Source organism: Pseudonocardia yunnanensis (assembly GCF_039534065.1).
GTDB classification, from domain to species: domain Bacteria; phylum Actinomycetota; class Actinomycetes; order Mycobacteriales; family Pseudonocardiaceae; genus Pseudonocardia; species Pseudonocardia yunnanensis.
In genome coordinates this window covers 375,646-396,835 of record NZ_BAAAUS010000013.1, presented here as the reverse complement: position 1 = coordinate 396,835, position 21,190 = coordinate 375,646, and the positions used below count along the sequence as shown (strand labels likewise).

General features: G+C 71.4%; 22 protein-coding genes and 1 riboswitch. Of the genes, 9 read left to right on the top strand and 13 right to left on the bottom strand.

Annotated elements, in window-relative coordinates:
• Positions 1-20: 20 nt before the first annotated feature.
• The 4 genes from ABD743_RS15700 to ABD743_RS15685 form a co-directional block, all read right to left on the bottom strand.
• Positions 21-794 (bottom strand): GntR family transcriptional regulator, encoded by a 774-nt coding sequence (locus ABD743_RS15700; protein ID WP_344722785.1) that lies wholly within the window; start codon positions 792-794, stop codon positions 21-23.
• Between the two features lie 82 nt (positions 795-876).
• On the bottom strand, positions 877-1,647 hold the full coding sequence (locus tag ABD743_RS15695; RefSeq protein WP_344722784.1) for a YqjF family protein: 771 nt from the start codon (positions 1,645-1,647) through the stop codon (positions 877-879).
• Between the two features lie 27 nt (positions 1,648-1,674).
• Positions 1,675-3,582: an ABC transporter ATP-binding protein gene (locus tag ABD743_RS15690; protein WP_344722783.1), complete on the bottom strand. Its 1,908-nt coding sequence runs from the start codon at positions 3,580-3,582 to the stop codon at positions 1,675-1,677.
• The gene (locus ABD743_RS15685) at positions 3,579-5,372 is read right to left on the bottom strand and encodes an ABC transporter ATP-binding protein (RefSeq protein ID WP_344722782.1); all 1,794 of its coding nucleotides are present in this window, start codon (positions 5,370-5,372) and stop codon (positions 3,579-3,581) included. Before ABD743_RS15685 ends, ABD743_RS15690 begins: the two co-directional genes overlap by 4 nt.
• Positions 5,373-5,527: 155 nt before the next feature.
• Between ABD743_RS15685 and fgd the strand changes: the two genes are divergently transcribed.
• Entirely contained in the window at positions 5,528-6,532 is a 1,005-nt protein-coding gene (gene fgd / locus ABD743_RS15680; protein WP_344722781.1) for a glucose-6-phosphate dehydrogenase (coenzyme-F420), read from the top strand.
• Positions 6,533-6,583: 51 nt separating this feature from the next.
• Here the strand turns inward: fgd and ABD743_RS15675 are convergent, their stop codons facing one another.
• The 3 genes from ABD743_RS15675 to ABD743_RS15665 are packed head-to-tail and all read right to left on the bottom strand — an operon-like array spanning position 6,584 to position 7,524.
• A complete protein-coding gene (locus ABD743_RS15675) occupies positions 6,584-6,994 on the bottom strand; it encodes a ChaB family protein (RefSeq protein WP_344722780.1) in 411 nt (136 codons plus the stop codon).
• Positions 6,995-6,997: 3 nt separating this feature from the next.
• Complete coding sequence (locus ABD743_RS15670) at positions 6,998-7,309, bottom strand: DUF4235 domain-containing protein (RefSeq protein ID WP_344722779.1); 312 nt, start codon at positions 7,307-7,309, stop codon at positions 6,998-7,000.
• Positions 7,306-7,524 (bottom strand): hypothetical protein, encoded by a 219-nt coding sequence (locus tag ABD743_RS15665; protein ID WP_344722778.1) that lies wholly within the window; start codon positions 7,522-7,524, stop codon positions 7,306-7,308. Before ABD743_RS15665 ends, ABD743_RS15670 begins: the two co-directional genes overlap by 4 nt.
• 70 nt (positions 7,525-7,594) lie before the next feature.
• Between ABD743_RS15665 and ABD743_RS15660 the strand changes: the two genes are divergently transcribed.
• On the top strand, positions 7,595-8,053 hold the full coding sequence (locus ABD743_RS15660; RefSeq protein WP_344722777.1) for an ATP-binding protein: 459 nt from the start codon (positions 7,595-7,597) through the stop codon (positions 8,051-8,053).
• Between the two features lie 27 nt (positions 8,054-8,080).
• Here the strand turns inward: ABD743_RS15660 and ABD743_RS15655 are convergent, their stop codons facing one another.
• From ABD743_RS15655 to ABD743_RS15635, 5 genes are all read right to left on the bottom strand, one after another.
• Positions 8,081-8,866 carry an AfsR/SARP family transcriptional regulator gene (locus ABD743_RS15655; RefSeq protein ID WP_344722776.1) on the bottom strand — a complete coding sequence of 262 codons (786 nt, stop codon included), beginning with the start codon at positions 8,864-8,866 and terminating at the stop codon, positions 8,081-8,083.
• A gap of 287 nt (positions 8,867-9,153) precedes the next feature.
• Positions 9,154-10,113, bottom strand: a complete 960-nt coding sequence (locus tag ABD743_RS15650; protein WP_344722775.1) for an ATP-binding protein — start codon at positions 10,111-10,113, stop codon at positions 9,154-9,156.
• Complete coding sequence (locus ABD743_RS15645; protein WP_344722774.1) at positions 10,110-11,003, bottom strand: MEDS domain-containing protein; 894 nt, start codon at positions 11,001-11,003, stop codon at positions 10,110-10,112. The genes ABD743_RS15650 and ABD743_RS15645 overlap by 4 nt, the downstream gene beginning before the upstream one ends.
• 164 nt (positions 11,004-11,167) lie before the next feature.
• A complete protein-coding gene (locus tag ABD743_RS15640) occupies positions 11,168-12,736 on the bottom strand; it encodes an acetolactate synthase large subunit (RefSeq protein ID WP_344722773.1) in 1,569 nt (522 codons plus the stop codon).
• Positions 12,733-13,254: an OsmC family protein gene (locus ABD743_RS15635; protein ID WP_344722772.1), complete on the bottom strand. Its 522-nt coding sequence runs from the start codon at positions 13,252-13,254 to the stop codon at positions 12,733-12,735. Before ABD743_RS15635 ends, ABD743_RS15640 begins: the two co-directional genes overlap by 4 nt.
• Positions 13,255-13,327: 73 nt before the next feature.
• On the opposite strand from ABD743_RS15635, the gene clsA reads away from it, so the two are divergent.
• The 7 genes from clsA to gcvP all read left to right on the top strand — a co-directional run bounded on the left by clsA (position 13,328) and on the right by gcvP (position 19,670).
• A complete protein-coding gene (gene clsA / locus ABD743_RS15630; protein WP_344722771.1) occupies positions 13,328-13,954 on the top strand; it encodes a cardiolipin synthase ClsA in 627 nt (208 codons plus the stop codon).
• A gap of 9 nt (positions 13,955-13,963) precedes the next feature.
• Positions 13,964-14,347, top strand: coding sequence for a glycine cleavage system protein GcvH (gene gcvH / locus ABD743_RS15625; RefSeq protein ID WP_344722770.1), 384 nt, complete (start codon positions 13,964-13,966; stop codon positions 14,345-14,347).
• Positions 14,348-14,458: 111 nt separating this feature from the next.
• The gene (garA, locus tag ABD743_RS15620) at positions 14,459-14,911 is read left to right on the top strand and encodes a glycogen accumulation regulator GarA (RefSeq protein ID WP_241035656.1); all 453 of its coding nucleotides are present in this window, start codon (positions 14,459-14,461) and stop codon (positions 14,909-14,911) included.
• Positions 14,912-15,014: 103 nt separating this feature from the next.
• Complete coding sequence (locus ABD743_RS15615; RefSeq protein ID WP_241035657.1) at positions 15,015-15,488, top strand: bifunctional nuclease family protein; 474 nt, start codon at positions 15,015-15,017, stop codon at positions 15,486-15,488.
• A gap of 138 nt (positions 15,489-15,626) precedes the next feature.
• Positions 15,627-16,205, top strand: coding sequence for a MerR family transcriptional regulator (locus ABD743_RS15610; RefSeq protein WP_169394762.1), 579 nt, complete (start codon positions 15,627-15,629; stop codon positions 16,203-16,205).
• 124 nt (positions 16,206-16,329) lie between these two features.
• Positions 16,330-16,464 carry a hypothetical protein gene (locus ABD743_RS15605; protein WP_344722769.1) on the top strand — a complete coding sequence of 45 codons (135 nt, stop codon included), beginning with the start codon at positions 16,330-16,332 and terminating at the stop codon, positions 16,462-16,464.
• A gap of 57 nt (positions 16,465-16,521) precedes the next feature.
• Positions 16,522-16,630: riboswitch (glycine riboswitch) on the top strand.
• A gap of 151 nt (positions 16,631-16,781) precedes the next feature.
• On the top strand, positions 16,782-19,670 hold the full coding sequence (gene gcvP, locus ABD743_RS15600) for an aminomethyl-transferring glycine dehydrogenase (protein WP_344722768.1): 2,889 nt from the start codon (positions 16,782-16,784) through the stop codon (positions 19,668-19,670).
• Between the two features lie 252 nt (positions 19,671-19,922).
• On the opposite strand, the gene ABD743_RS15595 is transcribed toward gcvP, so the two are convergent.
• On the bottom strand, positions 19,923-21,002 hold the full coding sequence (locus ABD743_RS15595; protein ID WP_344722767.1) for a hypothetical protein: 1,080 nt from the start codon (positions 21,000-21,002) through the stop codon (positions 19,923-19,925).
• Between the last annotated feature and the right edge of the window lie 188 nt (positions 21,003-21,190).

Here is a 21,190-nt window from a genome sequence, read left to right as displayed (position 1 = left end):
GCCCGCCCGTCGGCGAACTGTCAGTCCTGGCGGTTGCGCACGTCCGTGCGCACCATCAACCGGACCCGGTCGGCGCGATAGACGTCGCGCGCGAACTCGACGGGCAGCCCGGCCACCGACTGCGCGACGCGCTCCACGCTCATGAGGGCGGTGCCGCGGGGCACCCCGAGCGCTGCGGCGTCTGCCGCGTCGGCGCTGACCGACTCCAGGTACTCCACCGCGGTGTGCGGAGCGAGCCCGAAGTGGTCGGCGAGCAGGTCGTAGATCGAACCGGTGAGCGGATGGTCGAGCAGGTCGGCGAGGTGCTCGGCGGGCAGCCAGGAGCGCTCCAGGGCGAGTGGCGTGCCGTCGGCCGAACGCACCCGCACGAGCTCGTGGACGGCCGCGCCCACCGGGATGCGCAGCGCCGCCGCCACCTCCTGGTCGGCGGCGGTCGTGCACGCCGACAGCACCTCGGCACCGGCCCGCCGGTGCGCCCGGCGCATCTGTTCGGTGAACCCCGCGAGCCCCGTGAGGTCGCAGTCGATCTTCGGTTCGGCGACGAAGGCCCCACCGGTGCGGCCCGGCAGGCGGATGAGCACTCCACGGCGGGCGAGCCCGTCCAAGGCCTGGCGCAACGTCATGCGGCTCACCCGCAGCGCCGCGGCGAGGGCCCGCTCACCGGGCAGGCGGTCGCCGGTGGCGATCTGGCCGTGCGTGATCTCGTCCATGAGCCACTGCTCGATCTGGGTGTGCACCGGCAACCCGTGCCGGCGGTCCAGCGTGGGTGCGCGATCGAGCAGCTCAGTCGACACGTGTACAGCGTAGGCGTGGCTGGTCAGGCACTGATGGATCTTCGCCCGACGGTTGGGTCCGGCGGCCGGGTGGCGGGCGCCGCTACTGGTCCGAACCGCCGTGCCGTCGCGGGGTGGTCGCGAGGGCCGGCATCCCGAACGTCACCGAGGCGCCGTCGCTGAACGCGACGTGGTCGGGCGGGCGCCGGGCGAGCGCGCCGAGGCCCACCGCGGCGAGCAGCCCGTCGTCGAGCTCCAGCACCTGTGCCGTGCGCAACGGCCAGGCCTCATGGGCGTTCGGCAGACACCAGGTGCGGCCGAGATGGGCGACGTGCAGCCCCCAGCGCGCGGTGAGGAAGCGTTCCAGCGGGCCGTCGACGGTCTCGGCACCGGCCCGCACGACGATCCGGCTGCGCGCCGCCCCCTGCCACTGCGTCCGTGTCGCGTAACCGCGGATGTCGCCGTCCGCGACGAACCGCATGCGCGCCCACCGGTAGGGCAGCCCGAAGACCGAGCGGGCGGCGGCCACCGCGACCGCCCGCTCGGCGTCGAGGCTGAGGAAGACCACCCCGCGCCGCCCCGTGGCGTCCACGGAGTACAGGCGCACGTTGGTCTCCAGGAACGAACCGACCCAGGGGATGGCCGGCCCACGCGCGAAACCGGTGCCGGACATGCGGAACGGCACGAGCCCGACGTAGGTCCGCCCGTCGAGGACGTCGGGTTCGACACCGGGCGGGAGGAACCGGGCGACCTCGTCGGGCCGGACCGCCCAGTGCAGGAACGTGACGTCGCGCCAGCGCTGCCGCAGCAGGTGCGGCCGGGGCAGCGCCGGCGCGTCGACGGAGACCGGTTCGGGCGTGGCGGGCGGGCGCACCCGTCCATCCTGGGCCCGCGCCCGCACTCAGGCGAGCGACGCGCGCCACGCCTCGTGCAGGTCGGCGAACTCACCCCCGCCGCGGAGCAGTTCCTCCGGCGACCCGTCCTGCACGATCCTGCCGTCGGCCACCACGAGCACGCGGTCGGCGATCAGCACCGTCGAGAGCCGATGGGCGATGATCATCGACGTGCGCCCGGCCAGCACGGTCTCCAGCGCGGCCTGCACCGCCTGCTCCGAGGGGATGTCGAGCGAGGAGGTGGCCTCGTCGAGCAGCACCACCGCAGGATCGGCCAGCACCACCCTGGCGAGCGAGACGAGCTGGCGCTGCCCCGCCGAGAGTCGGCCTCCGCGTTTGCGCACGTCGGTGTCGAACCCGTCGGGCAACGCCTCGATGAACTCCCGGGCACCCACCGCGTCGGCGGCGGCCACGATCTCGGCCCGCGTGGGCGACCGGACATCCCCTGACCGGCCCATCGCGATGTTGTCCGCCACCGAACCGGCGAACAGGAACGCCTCCTGCGTGATCATCACCAGCGCGGAGCGCAGTGCCTCGTCGGTGATGTCGCGCAGGTCAACCCCGTCGAGGCGGACCGCGCCCGAGACCGGGTCGTAGAACCGCGCCGCGAGCTTGGCCAGCGTCGACTTGCCCGCTCCGGTGGCCCCGACGAGCGCGACCGTCTGCCCGGCCGGTATGCGCAGCGAGAACTTCGGCAGCACCGTGCGCTCGGCGGCCCTGCGGTAGGCGAAGCTGACGTCGTCGAACTCGAGCTCACCGCGCACGGGGAACGGCAGCGGCATCGGACGGGACGGCTCGGGCACACCCGGCGGCGTATCGAGGACGGAGGCGATCTTCTCCAGGGCGGCGGCAGCCGACTGGTAGCTGTTGAAGAACTGCGCCAGGTCGTCCATGGGGTCATACAGCCTGCGCAGGTACAGCAGGAACGCCGTGAGGGCACCCAGGGCCAGCGTGCCGTCCAGCACCCGGAGGCCGCCGATCAGCAGAATGAGCGCCAGCGTGGCGTTGCCGACCAGCCGAACCCCCGCCACGTACCACGCCACCGTGAGGAACGCCGTCGTATTGGCATCCCGGTGGGCGGTGGTGAGCCCGTCCATGATCTCGTCGTTGCGCCGCTCGCGGCGGAACGCCTGCACGGCACGGATGCCGTTCATCGACTCGACGAAGTGCACGATCAGCCGCGCCACCGTGCTGCGGGTACGCCGGTAGCTCGCCCGCGAACTGCGCTGGAACCAGCGGGTGAGCACCAGCAGCGGCACGAAGCCGCACAGCACGACCGCGGCGAGCGTCGGGTCGAGCCACACGAGCAGCACCGTGATGCCGATCAGCGAGAGCACGGCCCCGAACAGGCCTTCGAACCCCTTCTCCAACAGGTCGGTGAGCGAGTCCATGTCGCTGGTCAGGCGCGAGATCAGCCGGCCAGAGGTGTAGGACTCGTGGAAGTCGAGCGACAGCCGCTGCCCGTGGGCGAACACGCGGCGGCGCAGGTCGAGCAGCAGATCCTGCCCGACCCGGCCGGACAGCAGCGTGAACGCCGAGCGCAGCGCGGCGCCTACGATCCCGGTGGCCGCGTACCCGGCGATGGACCAGGCCAGCGGGCCGGGGTGCCCGGCGAGGGCAGCAGGCACACCCTGGTCGATCGCCGTCGCCACCAGGAGCGGCCCGGCGAGCATCGCCAGGTTCTCGGCGACGAGCAGCACCGCCGCGAGCACCACGGCGCGCCGGTGCGGACGCAGCAGCTCCCCGACGAGCAGGCGTGCGCGCCGCTGCATCCGCAGCCCGGTGGTCCGGTCGATCTCGTCGGCCTCGTCGTCCTCGGCGGCGATACCGCGCCAGGCCTCGACGACGGCGTCCGGGCCCGTGTCGGGCTCCGGGCCTCGGCCGGCCACGGTCTCCGTGCCGGTGTCGGTACTCATGCGCCCACCTCCTCTCGTTCGTCGGTCAGGTCGTCCAGTGCGCTCGTCAGCAGCCGCCGGTACTCCGCGTCCGTGGCCAGCAGCTCGCTGTGCGTGCCGACGGCCGCGATCCGGCCGTCGACGAGGAGCGCGACCCGGTCGGCGAGCTGCACGGTGGACGACCGGTGCGCGACGACCAGCGCCGTCACCCCTCCCAGCACCCGCCGGAGCGCGGCCTCGACCTCTGCCTCGGTGTGCACGTCCAGCGCGGAGAGCGGGTCGTCCAGCACCAGGACGGGCGGGCGCCCGATCACCGCCCTGGCCAGGGCGAGCCGCTGGCGCTGCCCGCCCGAGAGCGACATCCCCTGCTCGCCGATCCGGGTGTCGAGCCCCCACGGCAGCGCCGCGACGAAACCGTCGGCGCTCGCCACGCGCAGGGCCTCCCACACCTGCTCGTCCGACGCGGACGGGAGTCCGAGCGCCACGTTCTCCCGCACACTGGCCGAGATCAGCACCGGGTCCTCGAAAGCGGTGGCCACGGCGGTGCGCAGGTCGGCCAGCCGCAGGTCACGGACGTCGATGCCGTCGATCAGCACCGCGCCGCCGGTGACGTCGTAGAGCCGGGCCACCAGCGCGGTCAGCGTGGTCTTGCCCGATCCGGTGGCACCGACCAACGCCATCGTCTCCCCGGGGCGCAGCGCCAGGTCGACACCGTGCAGGACGTCTCCGCGCCCACCGGGGTAGGCGAAGGAGACGTCACGCAGGAGGAGCTCGCCCCGCACCGGGTTCGGCGCGGGCACCGGGTCGGGCGGGTCGGTGATCGCCGGGACGACGTCACGGACCTCCCAGTACCGCCGGGTGGCGGCCGCGGCGTTGCTGGCCTCGGCGAGCAGCCAGCCGATCGAGGCGATCGGCCAGTACAGGTAGGTCATGACGGTGACCGCGGCCACCAGGGTGCCGAGCGTCAGCGTCCCCTGGGCGACCCCGTAGGCCCCCAGCCCGAGGATCAACGCGATCGCCGCCTCGGGCAGCGTCACGAGCACGGCCCACAGCGCCGCGAGCAACCGCACCTTCAGCAGTTCGGTGCCGCGCAACCCCCGCGCGTCGGAGACGAACCGCGCGGTGAGCCGGCGTCCGCGCCCGAGCGACTTGAGCACGCGGATGCCCAGCGCCGACTCCTCGATCACCGTGGCGAGGTCCCCCGCCTGGTCCTGTGCGCGCCGGGCGGCGACCGAGTAGCGGCGCTCCAGCATGAGCGTGAGCACCACGAGCGGCACCGCGACGACGCCGATGACCAGCCCCAGCACGGGGGAGAGCCAGGCCAGCACCGCGACGCCCGCCACCATGGTCAGCACGTTGACCACGAGGAAGATCCCCGAGAACGCGACGAACCAGCGAATCGTGTTGAGGTCGGACGTCGCGCGGGAGAGCAGCTGCCCCGACGGCCACTGGTCGTGGAACGCCACCGGCAGGCGTTGCAGGTGGGCGAAGAGGTCGGCCCGCAGGTCCGCCTCGATGCGGGTGCTGGGGCGGGCGACGAGACGCCGCCGCAGCAGCATCAAGCCGGCCTCGAGCAGCCCGAAGGCGAACACGCCTGCGACCAGCCACGGCAGCGCCGACAGCTCGGAGCGGGCGATCGGGCCGTCGACGATGGCGCGGGTGATGAGGGGGATCGCCAGCCCGGCGAGGCTGCCGGCCAGCGCCGCGAGGGCGCCGCCGATGAGGGCATGTCGATGCGGACGGATGTACGGGGCGAGGCGGCGCAGGGCACCGAGGGTGGCTCGGTGGGGCTGCTGGGAGTCGTCGCTCATGGCGTCGATGACGGTAGGTACTTCGGGCGAACGACGCATGCGAGTTCTTTCATGCCGGAACCGTGCGACCTCGACGCGAGTGGAGGTCAATGGGCCGGCTGTAGCACTCTTGAGGGAACGGAAGCACCGGATCGGGTCGGGAAGGATCTGAGGACGTGACGTTGCGGATCGGCTACAAGGCCTCTGCGGAGCAGTTCGGGCCGCGGGAGCTCGTGGAGTACGCCGTACGGGCGGAAGAGGTGGGCCTCGACAGCGTGGTGACGTCGGACCACTTCCTGCCGTGGCGCCACGAGGGCGGCCACGCACCGTCTTCGCTGGTGTGGCTCGCGGCGGTGGGGGAGCGCACCGAGCGGGTGCAGATCGGGACATCGGTGCTCACGCCGACGTTCCGCTACAACCCCGCGGTGATCGCGCAGATCTTCGCCACGCTGGGGGAGGCCTACCCGGGCCGCGTGATGCTCGGCGTCGGCACCGGGGAGGCCCTGAACGAGATCGCCGTGTCGGGCATGGAGTGGCCCGAGTTCAAGGAGCGGTTCGCGCGGCTGCGCGAGGCCATCCGGCTCATGCGTGAGGTGTGGACGTCCGAGGACGTGACGTTCGAGGGCGAGTACTACCGCACCGTCGGGGCCACCATCTACGACAAGCCGAAACAGCCGATCCCGGTGTACGTGGCGGCGGGTGGACCGGTCGTGGCGAAGTACGCAGGCCGGTCGGCGGACGGTTTCATCTGCACGTCCGGCAAGGGCATGGATCTCTACACCGAGAAGCTGATGCCGGCCGTCGCCGAGGGCGCTGAGGCGTCGGGGCGCAGTCTCGACCAGATCGACCGGATGATCGAGATCAAGATGTCCTACGACCGCGACCCGGAGACGGCGCTGGAGAACTGCCGGTTCTGGGCGCCGCTGTCGCTCTCGGCCGAGCAGAAGCACAGTGTCGACTCGGCGGTCGAGATGGAGCGGCTGGCCGACGAGCTGCCGATCGAGCAGGTCGCGAAGCGCTGGATCGTGGCCTCCGATCCCGACGACGCGGTGTCCCAGATCAAGCCCTACGTCGACGCCGGGCTCAACCACCTCGTCTTCCACGGGCCGGGGCAGGACCAGGAGCGCTTCCTCACCCAGTTCTCCGAGGACGTGCTGCCCAAACTGCGCGCGTTGTCCTGACACACCAGTGCGGCGGGCACCCCTGCCGAGGTGCCCGCCGCACTGCCGCGCCTAATTCTTCTTGTCGCGTGCCTTCGCCGTTTCCCGGTCGTTGGCCTTGCCGATCGCGTCGACCAGCTCGTCCTTGGTCATCGACGAGCGGCCGGGGACGTCGAGCCTCTTCGCAACGTCCTGCAGGTGCTGCTTCGAGGCGTTCGCGTCCACTCCACCTGCCGTGGGCCGATCGCTGTCGAGCCCGCCCTCTGCTGCCCGGTCGTCGGAGGGGCCCTTCTCCTCCTTGGGCTCCCAGTGGTCGCCGACCTTCTCGTAGCTGTGCTTCAACGCGGCGAACGCCACGCGGTGGGCGCGGGCACCATCGTCGTCGTAGGTCTCGAGCGCCGAGTCGTAGGTCTTCTCCCACGTCCGCTCGGCCTTGTCGTCCGAACGCTGCACCGTGCTCGGGACCTGGTCCTTCGCCGGCATGCTCTACACCTCCGTCCGCGTGTGCGGCCGCGGCGGCGTGTCCAGGAACCGCCGCACGCCCTTCATCCCGTAGCGGTCCACCGCTGTCTTGATCAGCCCGAAGATCGCGCCCTGCAGCGTGGCGGCGAGGAGCACCTCGCGCGTGCTGTAGTCGTCCGAGAGAGGCAACGGAGTCTCGTCCTCGTGCGACAGCTTCTTCCACACCAGGGCGAAGACCTGGCCCGCCAGCAGCCCTCCGAGGAGCCCGAAGACGAGGCCGATGGGCTTGTAGGCGATCTTCGCCAGGCCGGTCAGCTCGTTCCCGTCGCGCTTCATCGCTGCGGCTCCTCGGCACGTGCCTCAGCCCCGGTCTCGCCGGCATAGCCGGCGTCCTGGCCCGCCACCCGGCCGACGAACTCCTCGTTCGCGTCGGTGCCCGTGGTGCTCGGCCCGTCGGGACGCTCTGTGCGGTCGCGGTCGCCGCCGCCGGTCTCGCGGGTCCGCGCGAGGTGGGGATCGGAGGCGACGTCGGGCTCGGATGAACCATGCATGAGCAGCGAGTACCCGATCGGTTCCCCGCCGACACGGTTTGGCCCTGCTGTGGCCGGGCACCACAGGGTCGTGGTGGATGACGGCGCGATCACGCCCCTCGCCGACCGACGGCCGGGCGGACGCCGGTTGTGGCTGCGGCATCACGCCCGGGCGGCGGAGCTGCGGACGATCCGGAGCCGGATCGCCGCGTGGGCGGGGCAGCAACGGCTCCCCGAGGACGTGGTGATCGACCTGCAGCTGGCTGTCGGCGAGGCGGTGTCCAACGGTGTGGAACACGCCTACCTCGACGCCGAGGAGCCGGACGTGGTGCCCACCGTGGAGGTGGAGCTGGAGGTGTTGGCGAACGAGCCGCTACCAGTGGTGGCGGTGATGGTGACCGACCACGGCCGGTGGCGGCCCGCGCCTGACCGGCCGGGCTACCGCGGCCGTGGTCTCACTGTGATCGACCGGCTGTCGCGGCGATTGCAGGTGGTGAGCTCGCGGCAGGGGACCCGGGTGTGCTTCGAGGTCCCGCTGCGTCCGTTCTAGGAGCTGTCGGCCCAGCAGACGTGCTGGTCAGCGCTGCGACGGGCCGGGGACCGAGCCACCGGCGACGAGCCGTCGGGTGCTGGGGGTGGCGCCGCGCACCGAGCGCAGGCCCGGCAGCTGCACGGCTGAGCGAGGCATCGTGCGGCGCGCCCGGAGCACCGGCCACACCGGCGAGGGCGGGAACAGCGCCTCCAGCCCGGTCGACGCGGGCCCGCCGACGCTCGAGCGCAGCAGCTCCTGGTAGTCGTCGAACTCGGCGACCGCGGCCGCGATGTCGCCCTGCCCGAGATAGGCCTCGATGAGGACACGGCGGGCGCTCTCGCGGCTGGGGGCGGTCTGCACCGCGCTCTTCGCGATCGCCACCGCCTCCGCGTAGCGGGCAGCGGACGTCAGCCGCAGGCTGCGCTCCTCGAGCGCGTGCAACCGCAGCTGGCGGAACCGCTCGCGTTCGACGGCGATCCACGGGGCGGTCCAGCCGGGCAGGATGTCGGCGGACAGCAGAGAGATGTCGGGGTCGTGGTTGGTCGGGATGTCGGGCAGGGCACGCACGAGCCCCAGTGCGTCGGCGAGGTCGACCTCGACGTCGGCGGCAAGCGCCAACGGGCCGGTCTCGTCCTCGTCGGCGAACAGCTCCGGTACGTCAACGGCGGTGGCGGCGTCGGCGAGCAGGCGTACCGCCGCGTCGGTGGGTACTCCTGGCCACAGGTCCGCGGCGAGGCTCGTGCGCTCCTGGGGCCGCGGATGCACGGCGAGATACGCCACGAGCCTGCGTGAGTCGACCCCGAGCGGGACGGTGGCGCCGTCGGTGGTCAAGGTGAATGAACCGAGCACAGAGACCCGTCGCTGAATGCGGGAGTGAGCCTGCATCATGCGAGATCGTCGCTGGTCGTCAGACATGGTCATCCCAAATGTGATGGTGCCCGAATGTGGTGACGCTTATGGTGGTGCTCGAAATGTGGTGCTACGCGTGCGTTGGCGTGTCGGCGCTGCCCGATGGCGCACGAGTCCGCGAAGGAGTCTTCTCCCGACCGAGCGTGTTGCCAAGGGGCATATTCGTCACACCCGCGGTTTCCAGGGTGACGCGCCGTGCAGATCTTACGTCACGGACTGGCGTGCATGCGGACATGGGTGCCCCATCGATCGGCCCATACATGCAGCGAATCGCATAATTGACGCGCGATCCAGACGCCACGACCGCGAGGGTCGGCGGGATGGGGTGCCTGCAGGCCCGGAAGCGGGTCGGTGAGGGCTCCACGATCGTGGATCTCGCACACCACCCCACCACCGGTGCTGGTCCAGATGGCCAGCTCCGCCTCGGGTGCGCCGTGCTCGACGGCGTTGGTGGCCACCTCGTTCACGGCGAGAACGAGGTCCTCGGCGCGCGTGTGGCCGTAGCCGGCGGTGTGCAGGGCCTCCTCGACCGCCGAGCGGACCTCGTGCAGCTGCCACGCGCTGAACGTCATCCGGGCGTCGGGCGGGCCGAGCAACGTGGGGGCCGGGGCCGGCCGCATCGCCAGCACGTCGCGCGGGCAGCGATGCTGGGTGTTGTGCAGCAACCGGCCTGAAACCAGCAGCAACGGGTGGTTGCGCCGAGCCCCGTCGAGAATCTCCAGGTGCAGCGGCAGCTCCGGGAAGAAGCAGGTCATGTGCACCGGGAGATCCGTCAGCGCGACGTTCACCGCGGCGTCCAGCTCGGTCCAGAAGCCGCCGTCGGCGCCGTCGAGGGCGCTGGTGTGCTCGCTGAGCACGACTACAGGGCCACCGGTGGTGGAGGTCAGCTCCCGCACCTCCAGGGCCCAGCGGGCCGCCACCGTCTGCCCGGATGCGCCGTCGGGCCCGGCGGGGCTGCTGAGCTCGACGAGCCCCGCTGCCCGGCCCAGCTCGGCGTACACGGCCCGCAGCGTGCGCGGCCGCAGCGCGAGCGCCACCGGCTCACCCCGTTCGAGGCCCGCGAGGGCGAGCGGAACGAGCTGGGCGAGCAGTTCGGTGTCGGAGCTGTAGTACCCGACCGCGTGCTCGAGACGGACTGCGACGGCCGACCGGGTGGTCTCGATCCTCATCGGGCCTCCGGGAGCGTGTGGTCGGGCCGGGTCTTGACGACGAGCTGGGCGGCGAACGGAGCGCCGCAGCGGTCGAGGACGCGCACCACGCGCGGCCGCACTCCGGTGAGGACCAGGCGGTGGGAGCTGGGGAACTCCTCCGCCGCGTGCACGAGGCTGACGGCGGCCGCGACGTCGAGGAACCGCAGGGAGGACAGGTCGAGCGTGATGTCGGTGGGGCCCGCGTGGGACCGCAGTGCGTCGTCCAGCGCCGTCTCGAGCAGCCTCCGGATGCGCGGGCGGTTGCTGTGGTCCACCTCGCCGGCCAGTCGGGCGCAGCCCGGCCCGGTGCTCGTGATGCGCAACAGGTTGTCGTCGTAGATCGCCGGGACGACGAGCTCGGTGTGGTGGCGGGCGCGCAGCTCCTCGATAGCCCTCTCGGGGAACCGGCGGCGGTCGTAGAGGCACAGGAGCCGAGCCGGGCGCACGCGGATGACCTCGTCGAACGCGTCGTCGTACTGGAGCAGCGAGACACCGCCCGCCCGCTGCAACGCGTAGCTCAGCTGCCCGGTGAGCCGGACGCCGGTGTAGCCCCGCTCGACCGCGTCGTCGACGGTGCCGCAGATCAGGTCCTGCACGTACGGGGGTGGGCTGCGCAGTGTGGCGCGGGTGGTGTCGGGCGGCACCATGATCAGGCTGCCGTCGTGCAGCGACTCCGCGATCGGCACGCAGTCGTCGGCCAGCCGCTCGAGGACATTGTCGGCGGTGCCGTCGTCGAAGTACACGACCTGCTCGCCCGCCGCCAGGCCGGCGGCGACGAACGCGGACGTCATCTCCCAGAGCTGCTCGTCGCTCACCGGAATGGCGCAGGCGTGGTCGACGGTCCGTAGGTCCTCGACCGTTCTCACCATCACGCTTCCCGCGGAGCCGCCCGGCATGTCCCCGACGCGGCGGCCCGATCAGGGACAGAACGCTGCGTCACGTGAACGACACTCTACGTCGGACACCCCCCGAACCGGGACGTTCCCGGCGGGGGGTGGGACGAACCGGCGACCTGCCGCGACGAACGGGCCTGTCAGGGCACGAGCGGCGGGACCATCGCCTCCACGAGGTGCGGCCCGGGCTCGGCCGAGGCCCTCCTGAGGGCCTCGCTCATCTCCTCGGCGGTGTGCACGCGGACCGCAGGGACGCCCATCCCCTGGGCGAGCGCGACGAAGTCCAGGTCCGGCCGGCCGAGATCGAACAGGGCCCTGGCCCGCTCCCCGCCGTTCTCGACGAGCCCGGCTGCGCCGACGTGCTGCAGCTCCATCCGCAGGATGGCATAGGCACTGTTGTTGTAGACGACGGTGGTGATGTCGAGCGCCTCGCGGGCGTGGGTCCACAGCGCCGAGATCGTGTACATGGCGCTCCCGTCGGCCTGCAGGCACCACACCGGACGGTCGGGGCAGGCCACCGCGGCACCGGTGGCGGCAGGCAGGCCCCATCCGATGGACCCGCCGACCGCCGTGAGCCAGTCGTGGCGTGGAGCCGTCGCCGTCGCCGCGGGCAGTCCCGTACCGGATGTGACCGCCTCGTCCACGACCACCGCCCCCTCGGGCAGCAGGGCGCCGACCACCGTAGCGGCGGTCTGGACGGTCAGGGGGCCGCTGGGGAGTGCGGGGCGCGCGAGCTCCGCCGTCCTCGCGGTCGTGCCCGGCGCGATGAGGTCGGCGAGCTCCTCCAGCGCGGCGGTGGCGAGCCCGTCACGCCCCGGAACGAGCGGGTGGACCTCGCAGTCCGCGGGCGCCAGCTCGGAGGGCTTGTCGGGGTAGGCGAAGAACGCCACCGGGGGACGGGCGCCGGCGAGCACCAGGTGGCGTGCTCCGTCGAGTTGGCGAAGCGCCACGTCGACGGGGTAGGCCACCCGCTCCACCGGGACCACCCCGGCACCCCGCTCCATCCGCGTCGGGAACGTCTCGGCCAGGACCGTGGCGCCGGTCGCCGCCGCGATCCGGTCGGCGGCGGCCAGGCCGTCGGCCCGCGTGGCGTCGCCGCCCACCAACAGCACGCACGGTTCGCCCGACCGCAGTGCGCGCGCCGCGGACCGGAGAGCATCGGGGTCGGCAGGCTGCAGGGGAGTGGGGCGCAGCGGCTCGGCGACGCTTCCGCCGTCCTGGGCCCAGCTGACGTCCGCGGGCAGCACGAGGGTGGCGACCTGGCCCTCCCGGGCCGCGGCGACCGCTGCCGCGGCGTCGGAACCGACGTCGGCGGTGCTCGCGCTGTGGCGCACCCAGCCCGACACCGATCCGGCGACGGGCCCGATGTCCGACTGCAGTGGTGCGTCGAACTTCATGTGTTCGATGGCGTGGTCGCCGACGATGTTGACGATCGGCGCCCCGGCCTTGCGGGCGTTGTGCAGGTTGGCCAGCCCGTTGCCCAGGCCGGGACCGAGGTGCAGCAGGGTGGCGGCGGGCCGGCCTGCCATCCGTGCGTAGCCGTCGGCCGCGCCGGTGGCGACGCCCTCGAACAAGGTCAGCACGGCGCGCATCTGCGGCACCGCGTCGAGCGCGGCCACGAAGTGCATCTCCGACGTGCCGGGATTGGCGAAGCAGACGTCGACCCCGCTCGCCACCAGGGACCGGATGAGTGCGCGGGCCCCGTTCACTGCGCGGCGGTCCCGGCGGTGATCACGTGCACGGACGTGGCGGGCGAGGACACCAGCGTCTGCAGCACCACGCAGTACCGCTCGGTCAGCTTGATGAGGGTGGCGACCTGGTCGGCGTCCGCGCTGGTGTCGAGGTCGAAGGTCAGGCGGATGTCGCGGAACCCGACCGGTGCCTCCTTGTCGACGCCGAGCGTGCCCCGGAAGTCCAGATCCCCCTCGGCGTGCACCGTGCCGCTCACATCGAGCCCCATGTTGGTGGCAACCGCGCGGAGGGTGACGCCCGCACAGGCGACGAGCGCCTCCAGGAGCATGTCCCCGGAACACAGCTGCGAGCCGTCACCCCCGGTGGCCGGGTGCAGACCGGCCTCGGCCAGCGCCGTGGCGGTGCGGACCCGGCAGGCCACGCCGGTGCCGTCGAGCTCTCCCTCGGCCTTGAGAGTGATCAGCGCGGCGGTGGGATCGTCCCGGTACTGCGCCTTGAGCGGGGCCTGCATCTCCTTGAGAGCGGAAGCGTCCATGTGATGATCCTGCCTTGGCCGGGGCGTCCTGTGCAGCCGCGAACCGAACCGGGCGCACCAGTAGGCTCCTGACGTGCCCGACCTGCCGACGACGCGGCCCCGGGCCGACCGCATCGTGACGGTCCCGAACCTGCTCAGCGTGCTGCGGCTGGCCGGGGTACCGCTGTTCCTCTACCTGCTCCTCGTGCCGCGCGCCGACGGGTGGGCGATCCTCGTGCTGGCCGTCGGCGGCTTCACGGACTGGCTCGACGGCAAGCTCGCCAGACTTCTCGGGCAGTACAGCCGCCTCGGCGCCCTGCTCGACCCGGCGGTCGACCGGCTCTACATCCTCGCCGCGCTGATCGCGCTCGGAGCGCGCGACGTGGTGCCGTGGTGGGGAGTGGTGGCGCTGGTCTGCCGGGATCTGGTGCTGGCGGCCACGCTTCCCGTGCTGCGGCGCCGGGGCTATGCCCCCTATCGGGTCACCTACCTCGGCAAAGGCGCCACGTTCTTGTTGCTGTACGCGTTCCCGCTGCTCCTGCTCGGTCAGAACCCGGGATTCTGGGGCGAGCTCGCCCGGCCGTTCGGGTACGGCTTCGCGATCTGGGGCACGGCGCTCTACCTGTATTCAGGGGCGCTGTATCTGGCGCAGTTCGTACTGGCGATGCGGTCGCCGGCGGTGCCACCGGGGGTCGGTGGCCGCGTCGGAGGCGGGGACTAGGCTCCTCGCGTGATTCCCGAGGACCTTCGCTACACCGAAGCCCACGAGTGGGTGCGCGACCTGGGAGACGGGGTGGTTCGGATCGGCATCACCGATCACGCCCAGGACCAGCTCGGTGACGTCGTCTTCGTGCAGCTGCCCGCGGTCGGTGACACCGTCACCGCCGGTGCGGCGGTCGGCGAGGTCGAGTCCACCAAGTCGGTGTCGGATATCTACGCTCCCGTGTCCGGCACGGTCGTCGCGGTCAACGACTCTCTCGAGAACAGCCCCGAGCTGATCAATTCGGGGCCCTACCAGGCAGGTTGGATGATGGACGTCCGGCTGGCCGACGATGCCGCCGCACTGGGCGACCTGCTCGACGCGACGGCGTACGGCGAGCTCACGGGAAGCTGACCGGGCCGGAACCGGACGCCGCCGCGCGGTAGGTTTGCGGAACCCACGGCACGTGGGACGCACAGATCACACAACGAACGTTGCTACATCCATGCAGGAGGAGACCCCGAGGTGACCACGAACGACGGGCCCGGCGTGCCCCCGGAGCGCTCCCCGGAGACCACCTCGGTCTTCCGAGCGGACTTCCTCTCCGAGGTCGAGCCCCCCGCCCAGGACCAGCCGGTCTCCGGCGTCGACGCGCTACCTGCAGGAGCCGCCCTGCTGGTGGTCAAGCGGGGGCCCAATGCGGGGTCGCGGTTCCTCCTCGACCGGCCGTCCACGAGCGCGGGCCGCCACCCCGACAGCGACATCTTCCTCGACGACGTCACGGTCTCGCGCCGCCACGCCGAGTTCCGCAGCGACGCCGGCGAGTTCGTCGTCGTCGACGTCGGCAGCCTCAACGGCACCTACGTCAACCGGGAGCCGGTCGACACCGCTGTTCTGGCCAACGGCGACGAGGTGCAGATCGGCAAGTTCCGGCTCGTGTTCCTCACCGGACCGCGCGAGCCCGGCGCCACAGGCTGAGGACTGGCGCAAGACGGCGGCTCGACGCCCGTCCGGAGGCGGGCGCGGGCCGGGTGCGCCGTGTAGCGTCGACACTGCAGGACCGTCAGGAGGAGGGAAGCGCATGAGCGAGATGCGCGTCGTGGGTGTCCGGGTCGAATTGCCCGCGAACCAGCCGATCCTCCTGCTGCGGGAGACCAGCGGCGACCGGTACCTCCCGATTTGGATCGGTTCGGTCGAGGCCACTGCGATCGCCCTGGAGCAGCAGGGAGTCAAACCAGCCCGACCGCTGACCCACGACCTGCTCAAGGACGTGATCACGGGGTTGGGCCGCAGGCTGGAGCAGGTGCGGATCACCGATCTCCAGGAGGGCACGTTCTACGCCGAGCTCGTCTTCGACGGAGGCGTCAAGGTGTCGGCCCGGCCGAGCGACTCGGTGGCGCTCGCGTTGCGCATCGGGGTGCCGATCCATGCCGACGAGAGCGTGCTTGCGGAAGCCGGACTGGTCATCCCCGACGAGCAGGAGGACGAGGTCGAGAAGTTCCGGGAGTTCCTGGACTCGATCTCGCCGGAGGATTTCCGCGGCGCGCAGCCGTAGTACCCGGCCGAGGCCATCCGGCCTCGACACGCCCGGTTCCGGGTGACTCGCGGCGGCGCGCCGCGTTGACCGGTCGCGCGTACCCGCTTACCGTCGGCTGTGACGGCCCGCCCTTCGGGCCCCGGCGGAAGGAGTTCGGTGGAGAACCCGCCGTCCGGCTCACCAGAACAAGGTGAGCTCTTCCCCGATCCTCTGCTGGGGGCCGGTCTCGATGGGATGCCGGACCAGCTCGTCGGGTTCCGGGGTCCTACCGCCTGCCAGGTTGTGGGGATCACCTATCGGCAGCTCGACTACTGGGCTCGTACGGGTCTGGTCGTGCCGTCCATCCGTGGAGCAGCCGGCTCGGGATCGCAGCGGCTCTACTCGTTCAAGGACGTCCTCGTTCTGAAGGTCGTCAAACGGCTCCTGGACGCCGGGGTGTCGCTGCAGAACATCCGGGTGGCGGTCGAGCACCTGCGCCGGCGCGGCATCCGCGATCTTGCCGGCATCACGCTGTTCAGCGACGGCACCACCGTCTACGAGTGTTCCTCGCCGGAAGAGGTCGTCGACCTGCTGCAAGGTGGGCAGGGCGTCTTCGGAATCGCCGTGAGCGGTGCGATGCGCGAGATCAGCGGGTCGATCAAGGACTTCCCGGTCGAGCGGGCCGACGGCGGCAGCGTCGACGAGAGCCCGGAGGACGAGCTGTCCCGCCGCCGCGCCCGGCGTGCCATCAGCTGAGGCCGCGGCGCCTCGCTCAGGCGTCGAGGAGATCGTCGCGAGATCTGCGTAACCGCCCTCGCGAGGGCGCACGGGCTGATCTCGGAGCGATCAAGGGCCGTCACCGGAGCTCGAGGGTCTGCTGGTGGCGATGCGCGGCATCCAGCAGGCGATGGACGGGTTCGCGCGGGTGAACGCCGGGGTCACCTCACCGGCAGAGTTCTTCTCGGACGAGAACGTCGGACGCATCGTCGGCGCGGAACCTGGTTCACAGGTCTGACAAACGGCGCGGAGCGGCCGGGCGTCGGGAGAGGGCTACGATGTGGCGCGTAGTCGCTGAACCCGCGCGGGAGAGTCCCGATCGCCGTCGCCATTGATGGGGATCGGGCGCCGAAGGAGCAAATCCTCCCCGGAACCTCTCAGGCATCCAGGACCGCCCGGGTGAGACGCCTCTGGAAAGCGACGGGCGTGCCCGTCCGCCGACGGGGAAAGCCCGCTCTGTACGGGGTGAATCTCTCAGGCGCCCGGCAACCGGGCGGGGACAGAGGGGGAGGGCAGCAGTTGCCTGCCCGCCGCTCGCCCAACCTCGGAGGTCCAGTGACCGACCGCCCCGTCCCGCATCACCCGGAGCGCTCGACGCTCCACGACCTCGAGCAGGGTGTCCCGTTCGTCGACCGGCACATCGGGCCGCGACCTGCGGAGCTGTCCACCATGCTGGCGGCGGTCGGCGCTGAGTCACTCGACGCCCTCGCCGACGCGGTGGTGCCCGAGTGCATCCGCGACCGCACGCCTGTCGCCTCCACCTTGCCCCCCGCGGCGTCCGAGCCGGAGGTGCTCGCCGAGCTGCGGGCTCTCGCGGCACGCAACACGGTGACCGTCCCGATGATCGGGCTGGGCTACTCGGGCACGGTCACGCCGCCGGTGATCCGCCGCAACGTGCTCGAGAACCCGGCCTGGTACACGGCTTACACGCCCTACCAGCCGGAGATCAGCCAGGGCCGGCTCGAGGCGCTGCTGACGTTCCAGACCGCCGTCGCCGACCTCACCGGACTGCCCGTCGCGGGGGCGTCCCTTCTCGACGAGGCCACCGCGGCCGCCGAGGCGATGACCCTCCTGCGCCGTGCCGGGCGGGCCACGTCGCCACGGTTCGTCGTGGACGCCGACACCCTGCCGCAGACGATCGAGGTGCTCCGCACCCGCGCCGAGCCCCTGGGTATCGATCTCGTGGTGGCGGATCTGGACGCCGGGCTGCCGGAGGGTGAGCTGTTCGGGCTCCTGTTGTCCTACCCCGGCGCTTCCGGTGCCGTCACCGACCCGTCGTCCCTGATCGCGGAAGCGCACGAGCGCGGAGCACTGGTGGCCGTCGCCGCCGACCTGCTGGCTCTCACCCTGCTCACCCCGCCCGGTGAGCTGGGCGCGGACGCGGCGGTGGGCACCACCCAACGCTTCGGGGTGCCGCTGGGCTTCGGCGGCCCGCACGCCGGCTACCTGTCGGTGCAGGGGAAGCTCGCCCGCCAGCTGCCGGGCCGGCTCGTGGGCCTGTCCCGCGACGCCGACGGCAACCCGGCTCTGCGGCTGGCATTGCAGACCCGCGAGCAGCACATCCGCCGCGAGAAGGCCACCTCGAACATCTGTACCGCGCAGGTTCTCCTGGCCGTCGTCGCCGCGTGCTACGCGGTCTACCACGGGCCGGACGGGCTGCGGCGGATCGCGCGTCGGGCGCATCGCATGGCCGCCGTGCTGGCCGCAGGGCTGCGGGCCGGGGGAGTGGGGGTGCTGCACGGGGAGTTCTTCGACACCGTGCAGGCACGGGTGCCGGGACGAGCGGCGGAGGTGGCCGACGCCGCGCACGCCGCCGGGATCGCTGTGCGCCGGGTGGATGAGGACACGCTGGGGATCGCCTGCTCCGAGGTGACCACGGTGGAGCACCTGGAGGCCGTCTGGGCGGCGTTCGGTGTCACCGCCGACGCCGCCGCGCTCGACCCCGCCACCGAGGACGTACTCCCCCCCGGTCTCGTTCGCACCACCGAGTACCTCACGCACCCGGTCTTCCACGAGCACCGCTCGGAGACCTCGCTGATGCGCTGGCTGCGCAGGCTCGCCGACGCCGACATGGCGCTGGACCGCACGATGATCCCGCTCGGGTCGTGCACGATGAAGCTCAACGCCGCCGTCGAGATGGAGCCGATCTCGTGGCCGGCGTTCGCCGACATGCACCCGTTCGCCCCCGAGGCCGACGCCGAGGGGTCGCTCGCGCTGATCGCCGACCTGGAGCGGTGGCTCGCCGAGCTCACCGGGTACGCGGCCGTGTCCCTGCAGCCCAACGCCGGTAGCCAGGGTGAGTTCGCGGGCCTGCTCGCGATCGCGGCCTATCACCGCAGCAAGGGTGAGGCGCACCGGAACGTCTGTCTCATCCCGGCGAGCGCCCATGGCACCAACGCGGCTTCGGCCGTGATGGCCGGGATGCGGGTGGTCGTGGTGGCCACGTCCCCCACCGGCGACGTCGACCTCGACGACCTTCGCGCCAAGATCGCCGAGCACGGACCCTCGCTGGCGGCCCTCATGATCACGTACCCGTCCACGCACGGCGTGTTCGAGGCGCGGGTCCGCGAGGTGTGCGACCTCGTGCACGAGGCCGGTGGTCAGGTCTACGTCGACGGCGCGAACCTGAACGCGCTGGTCGGACTGGCCAGGCCGGGGGCGTTCGGCGGCGACGTCAGCCACCTCAACCTCCACAAGACGTTCTGCATCCCGCACGGCGGGGGCGGACCCGGCGTCGGCCCGGTGGCGGTCGCGGAGCACCTGGCGCCGTTCCTGCCGGGACGTGGCGGCGCCGACGGCGTGGGTGCCGTGTCCGCGGCGCCGTACGGCAGCCCGGGCGTGCTCCCGATCTCGTGGGCCTACATCCGGCTCATGGGAACCGACGGGCTGCGCCGGGCCACCCTCACCGCGATCGCGGCAGCCAACTACGTGGCGAAGCGCCTCGGTGAGCACTACCCGGTGCTGTACGCGGGGGAGCACGGGCACGTCGCCCACGAATGCATCCTCGATCTGCGTGGGATCACCCGGGACACGGGCGTGACCGTCGACGATGTGGCGAAGCGGCTCGCCGACTACGGCCTGCACGCACCCACGATGTCCTTCCCGGTGGCGGGCACGCTGATGGTGGAGCCCACCGAGAGCGAGGACCTCGCCGAGATCGACCGCTTCGTCACCGCGATGATCGGGATCCGCGCGGAGATCGACCGTGTGGCGGCGGGGGAGTGGCCGGTGACGGACAACCCGTTGCGCGGTGCGCCGCACACCGCGGCGTGCCTGATCGACAAGTGGGACCACCCGTACCCGCGGGAGCTCGCCGCGTACCCGACAGGTGTCACGCCGGGCGTACACGACCGCAAGGTGTGGCCTCCCGTGCGCCGGATCGACGGCGCTCACGGCGACCGCAACCTCGTGTGCAGCTGCCCGCCCGTGGAGGCCTACTCGTAGTCGGCCGAGCACCGGCCGGAGCGGCCCGATCCTCCGCTCTGGCCGGCGCTCTACGAGCTCCGTTGACAATGAATCATTGACGCCGACGTTCAGCAAACGAAAGATTGACCGCCATAAACAGCCGAAACCGAAGACGGCGCTGACCGCCGCGCGAACCTCGGGGGAGCGGTCGAGGGTGGAACCGGCGTCTAAGGTGCTCGCTTCGACCGGGCTCGGGTTGCCGCAACCCGGTGAAGCGACAGTGATCGGGTTTTAGCCGTCGACGCTCCGGGGCTTCCCCCACATCGCGGAAGCGACGCTCTTCGCGAGCCTGCCGAAGTCGGCCGTGACAGCCGAGGGAACCTTCTCGGGCGGAAACAGAGGTTTGAGATCCGCGTACTCTTCCGGAAGATTCGTCGAGATCTCGTTCTTGTAGTGCTCGTAGACCGTCGCGATGTTCCGGCGGACTGCCCCGCCGGAGAAGAGAGATGCTGCCGCGAGCCGGTTGTCGTTGGTGGCCGCGACGGAGGCCACGTCCATCAGGAAGCAGTCCAGGAGGTCGGTGACGTCCTTCGGGCTGGCCTCGGGAGCCTGTGACGTGGCGTCCCTCAGCAGCAACCTCGCCATCTCCAGGGCCACGTCCTTGTAGATCTGGTACCGCGGGCTGCCAGGGAGTACGCCGAGGACGTGATCGCCTTGTTTCGCCGTGGCCGAGTTCATCGTCGAACCGGAGAGACCAGGAACCGGCCAGTCCATGTCTTTGAACATCGCCTCCTCCTCGGTAACTCCGCGCCGGCTCTCGGGAACGGGATGGATGCCGAACTCGTGGGCGAGCATTCCCGCGATGTACCCGATCTCATAGTTCTCGAAGTAGTGCGCGGCCATGGTGACCTGCACGCCATCCGGACCCCGGTCGATCACGTCTGCGGGTGTGTCCGCAGTACGCTTCTCCAGAGTGATCCGGCATGGTCGACCATTGACGTACTTCTTGATGATCGAATGTGAGGAAAGCAGGTCGAGGACACGAGTCGCCTTATCCATGTAGTCCGGCGACACGTTGGTGAACTCGAAGTTCCCGCTTGCCCACCGCATCCGTTGGATGGGCAGGGCGCGCTGCACGGTGGTCACAGTGACCTGCGGACCACGGCCGATGTCCGTACCCACCGGGTCGTGCCACCGGTGCTTGACCATTCCGGTGACGGCTGCGTTACCCGCTGTTCGCTGCAGGGCCAGTACGCCCGCAGGGGTTATATCTCCCCCTGCCCGCCGGCTTGCGGCGGGCGTGCCCACCGGCGGCCGACGCTGCTCATGCGTAGCCTCCTCCGCCGTGTACGGCGGCTTCTGCGCCCGCATCGCGTCCCCCTCTTGATCACATTCCCACGCATGCTTCGCATGCACCGTGGCTGACGAAGCGACATTGCCGAGCGCAGCCTAAGTCCGTTGGGAGGCTAAATGTTCTTGGGGTACCGCGCCAGCAACGGACCGCAAGATCCGACTCGTGAGAGCAGAATGTGGCCGAGCGTAAGGAGCTGATTCCACAA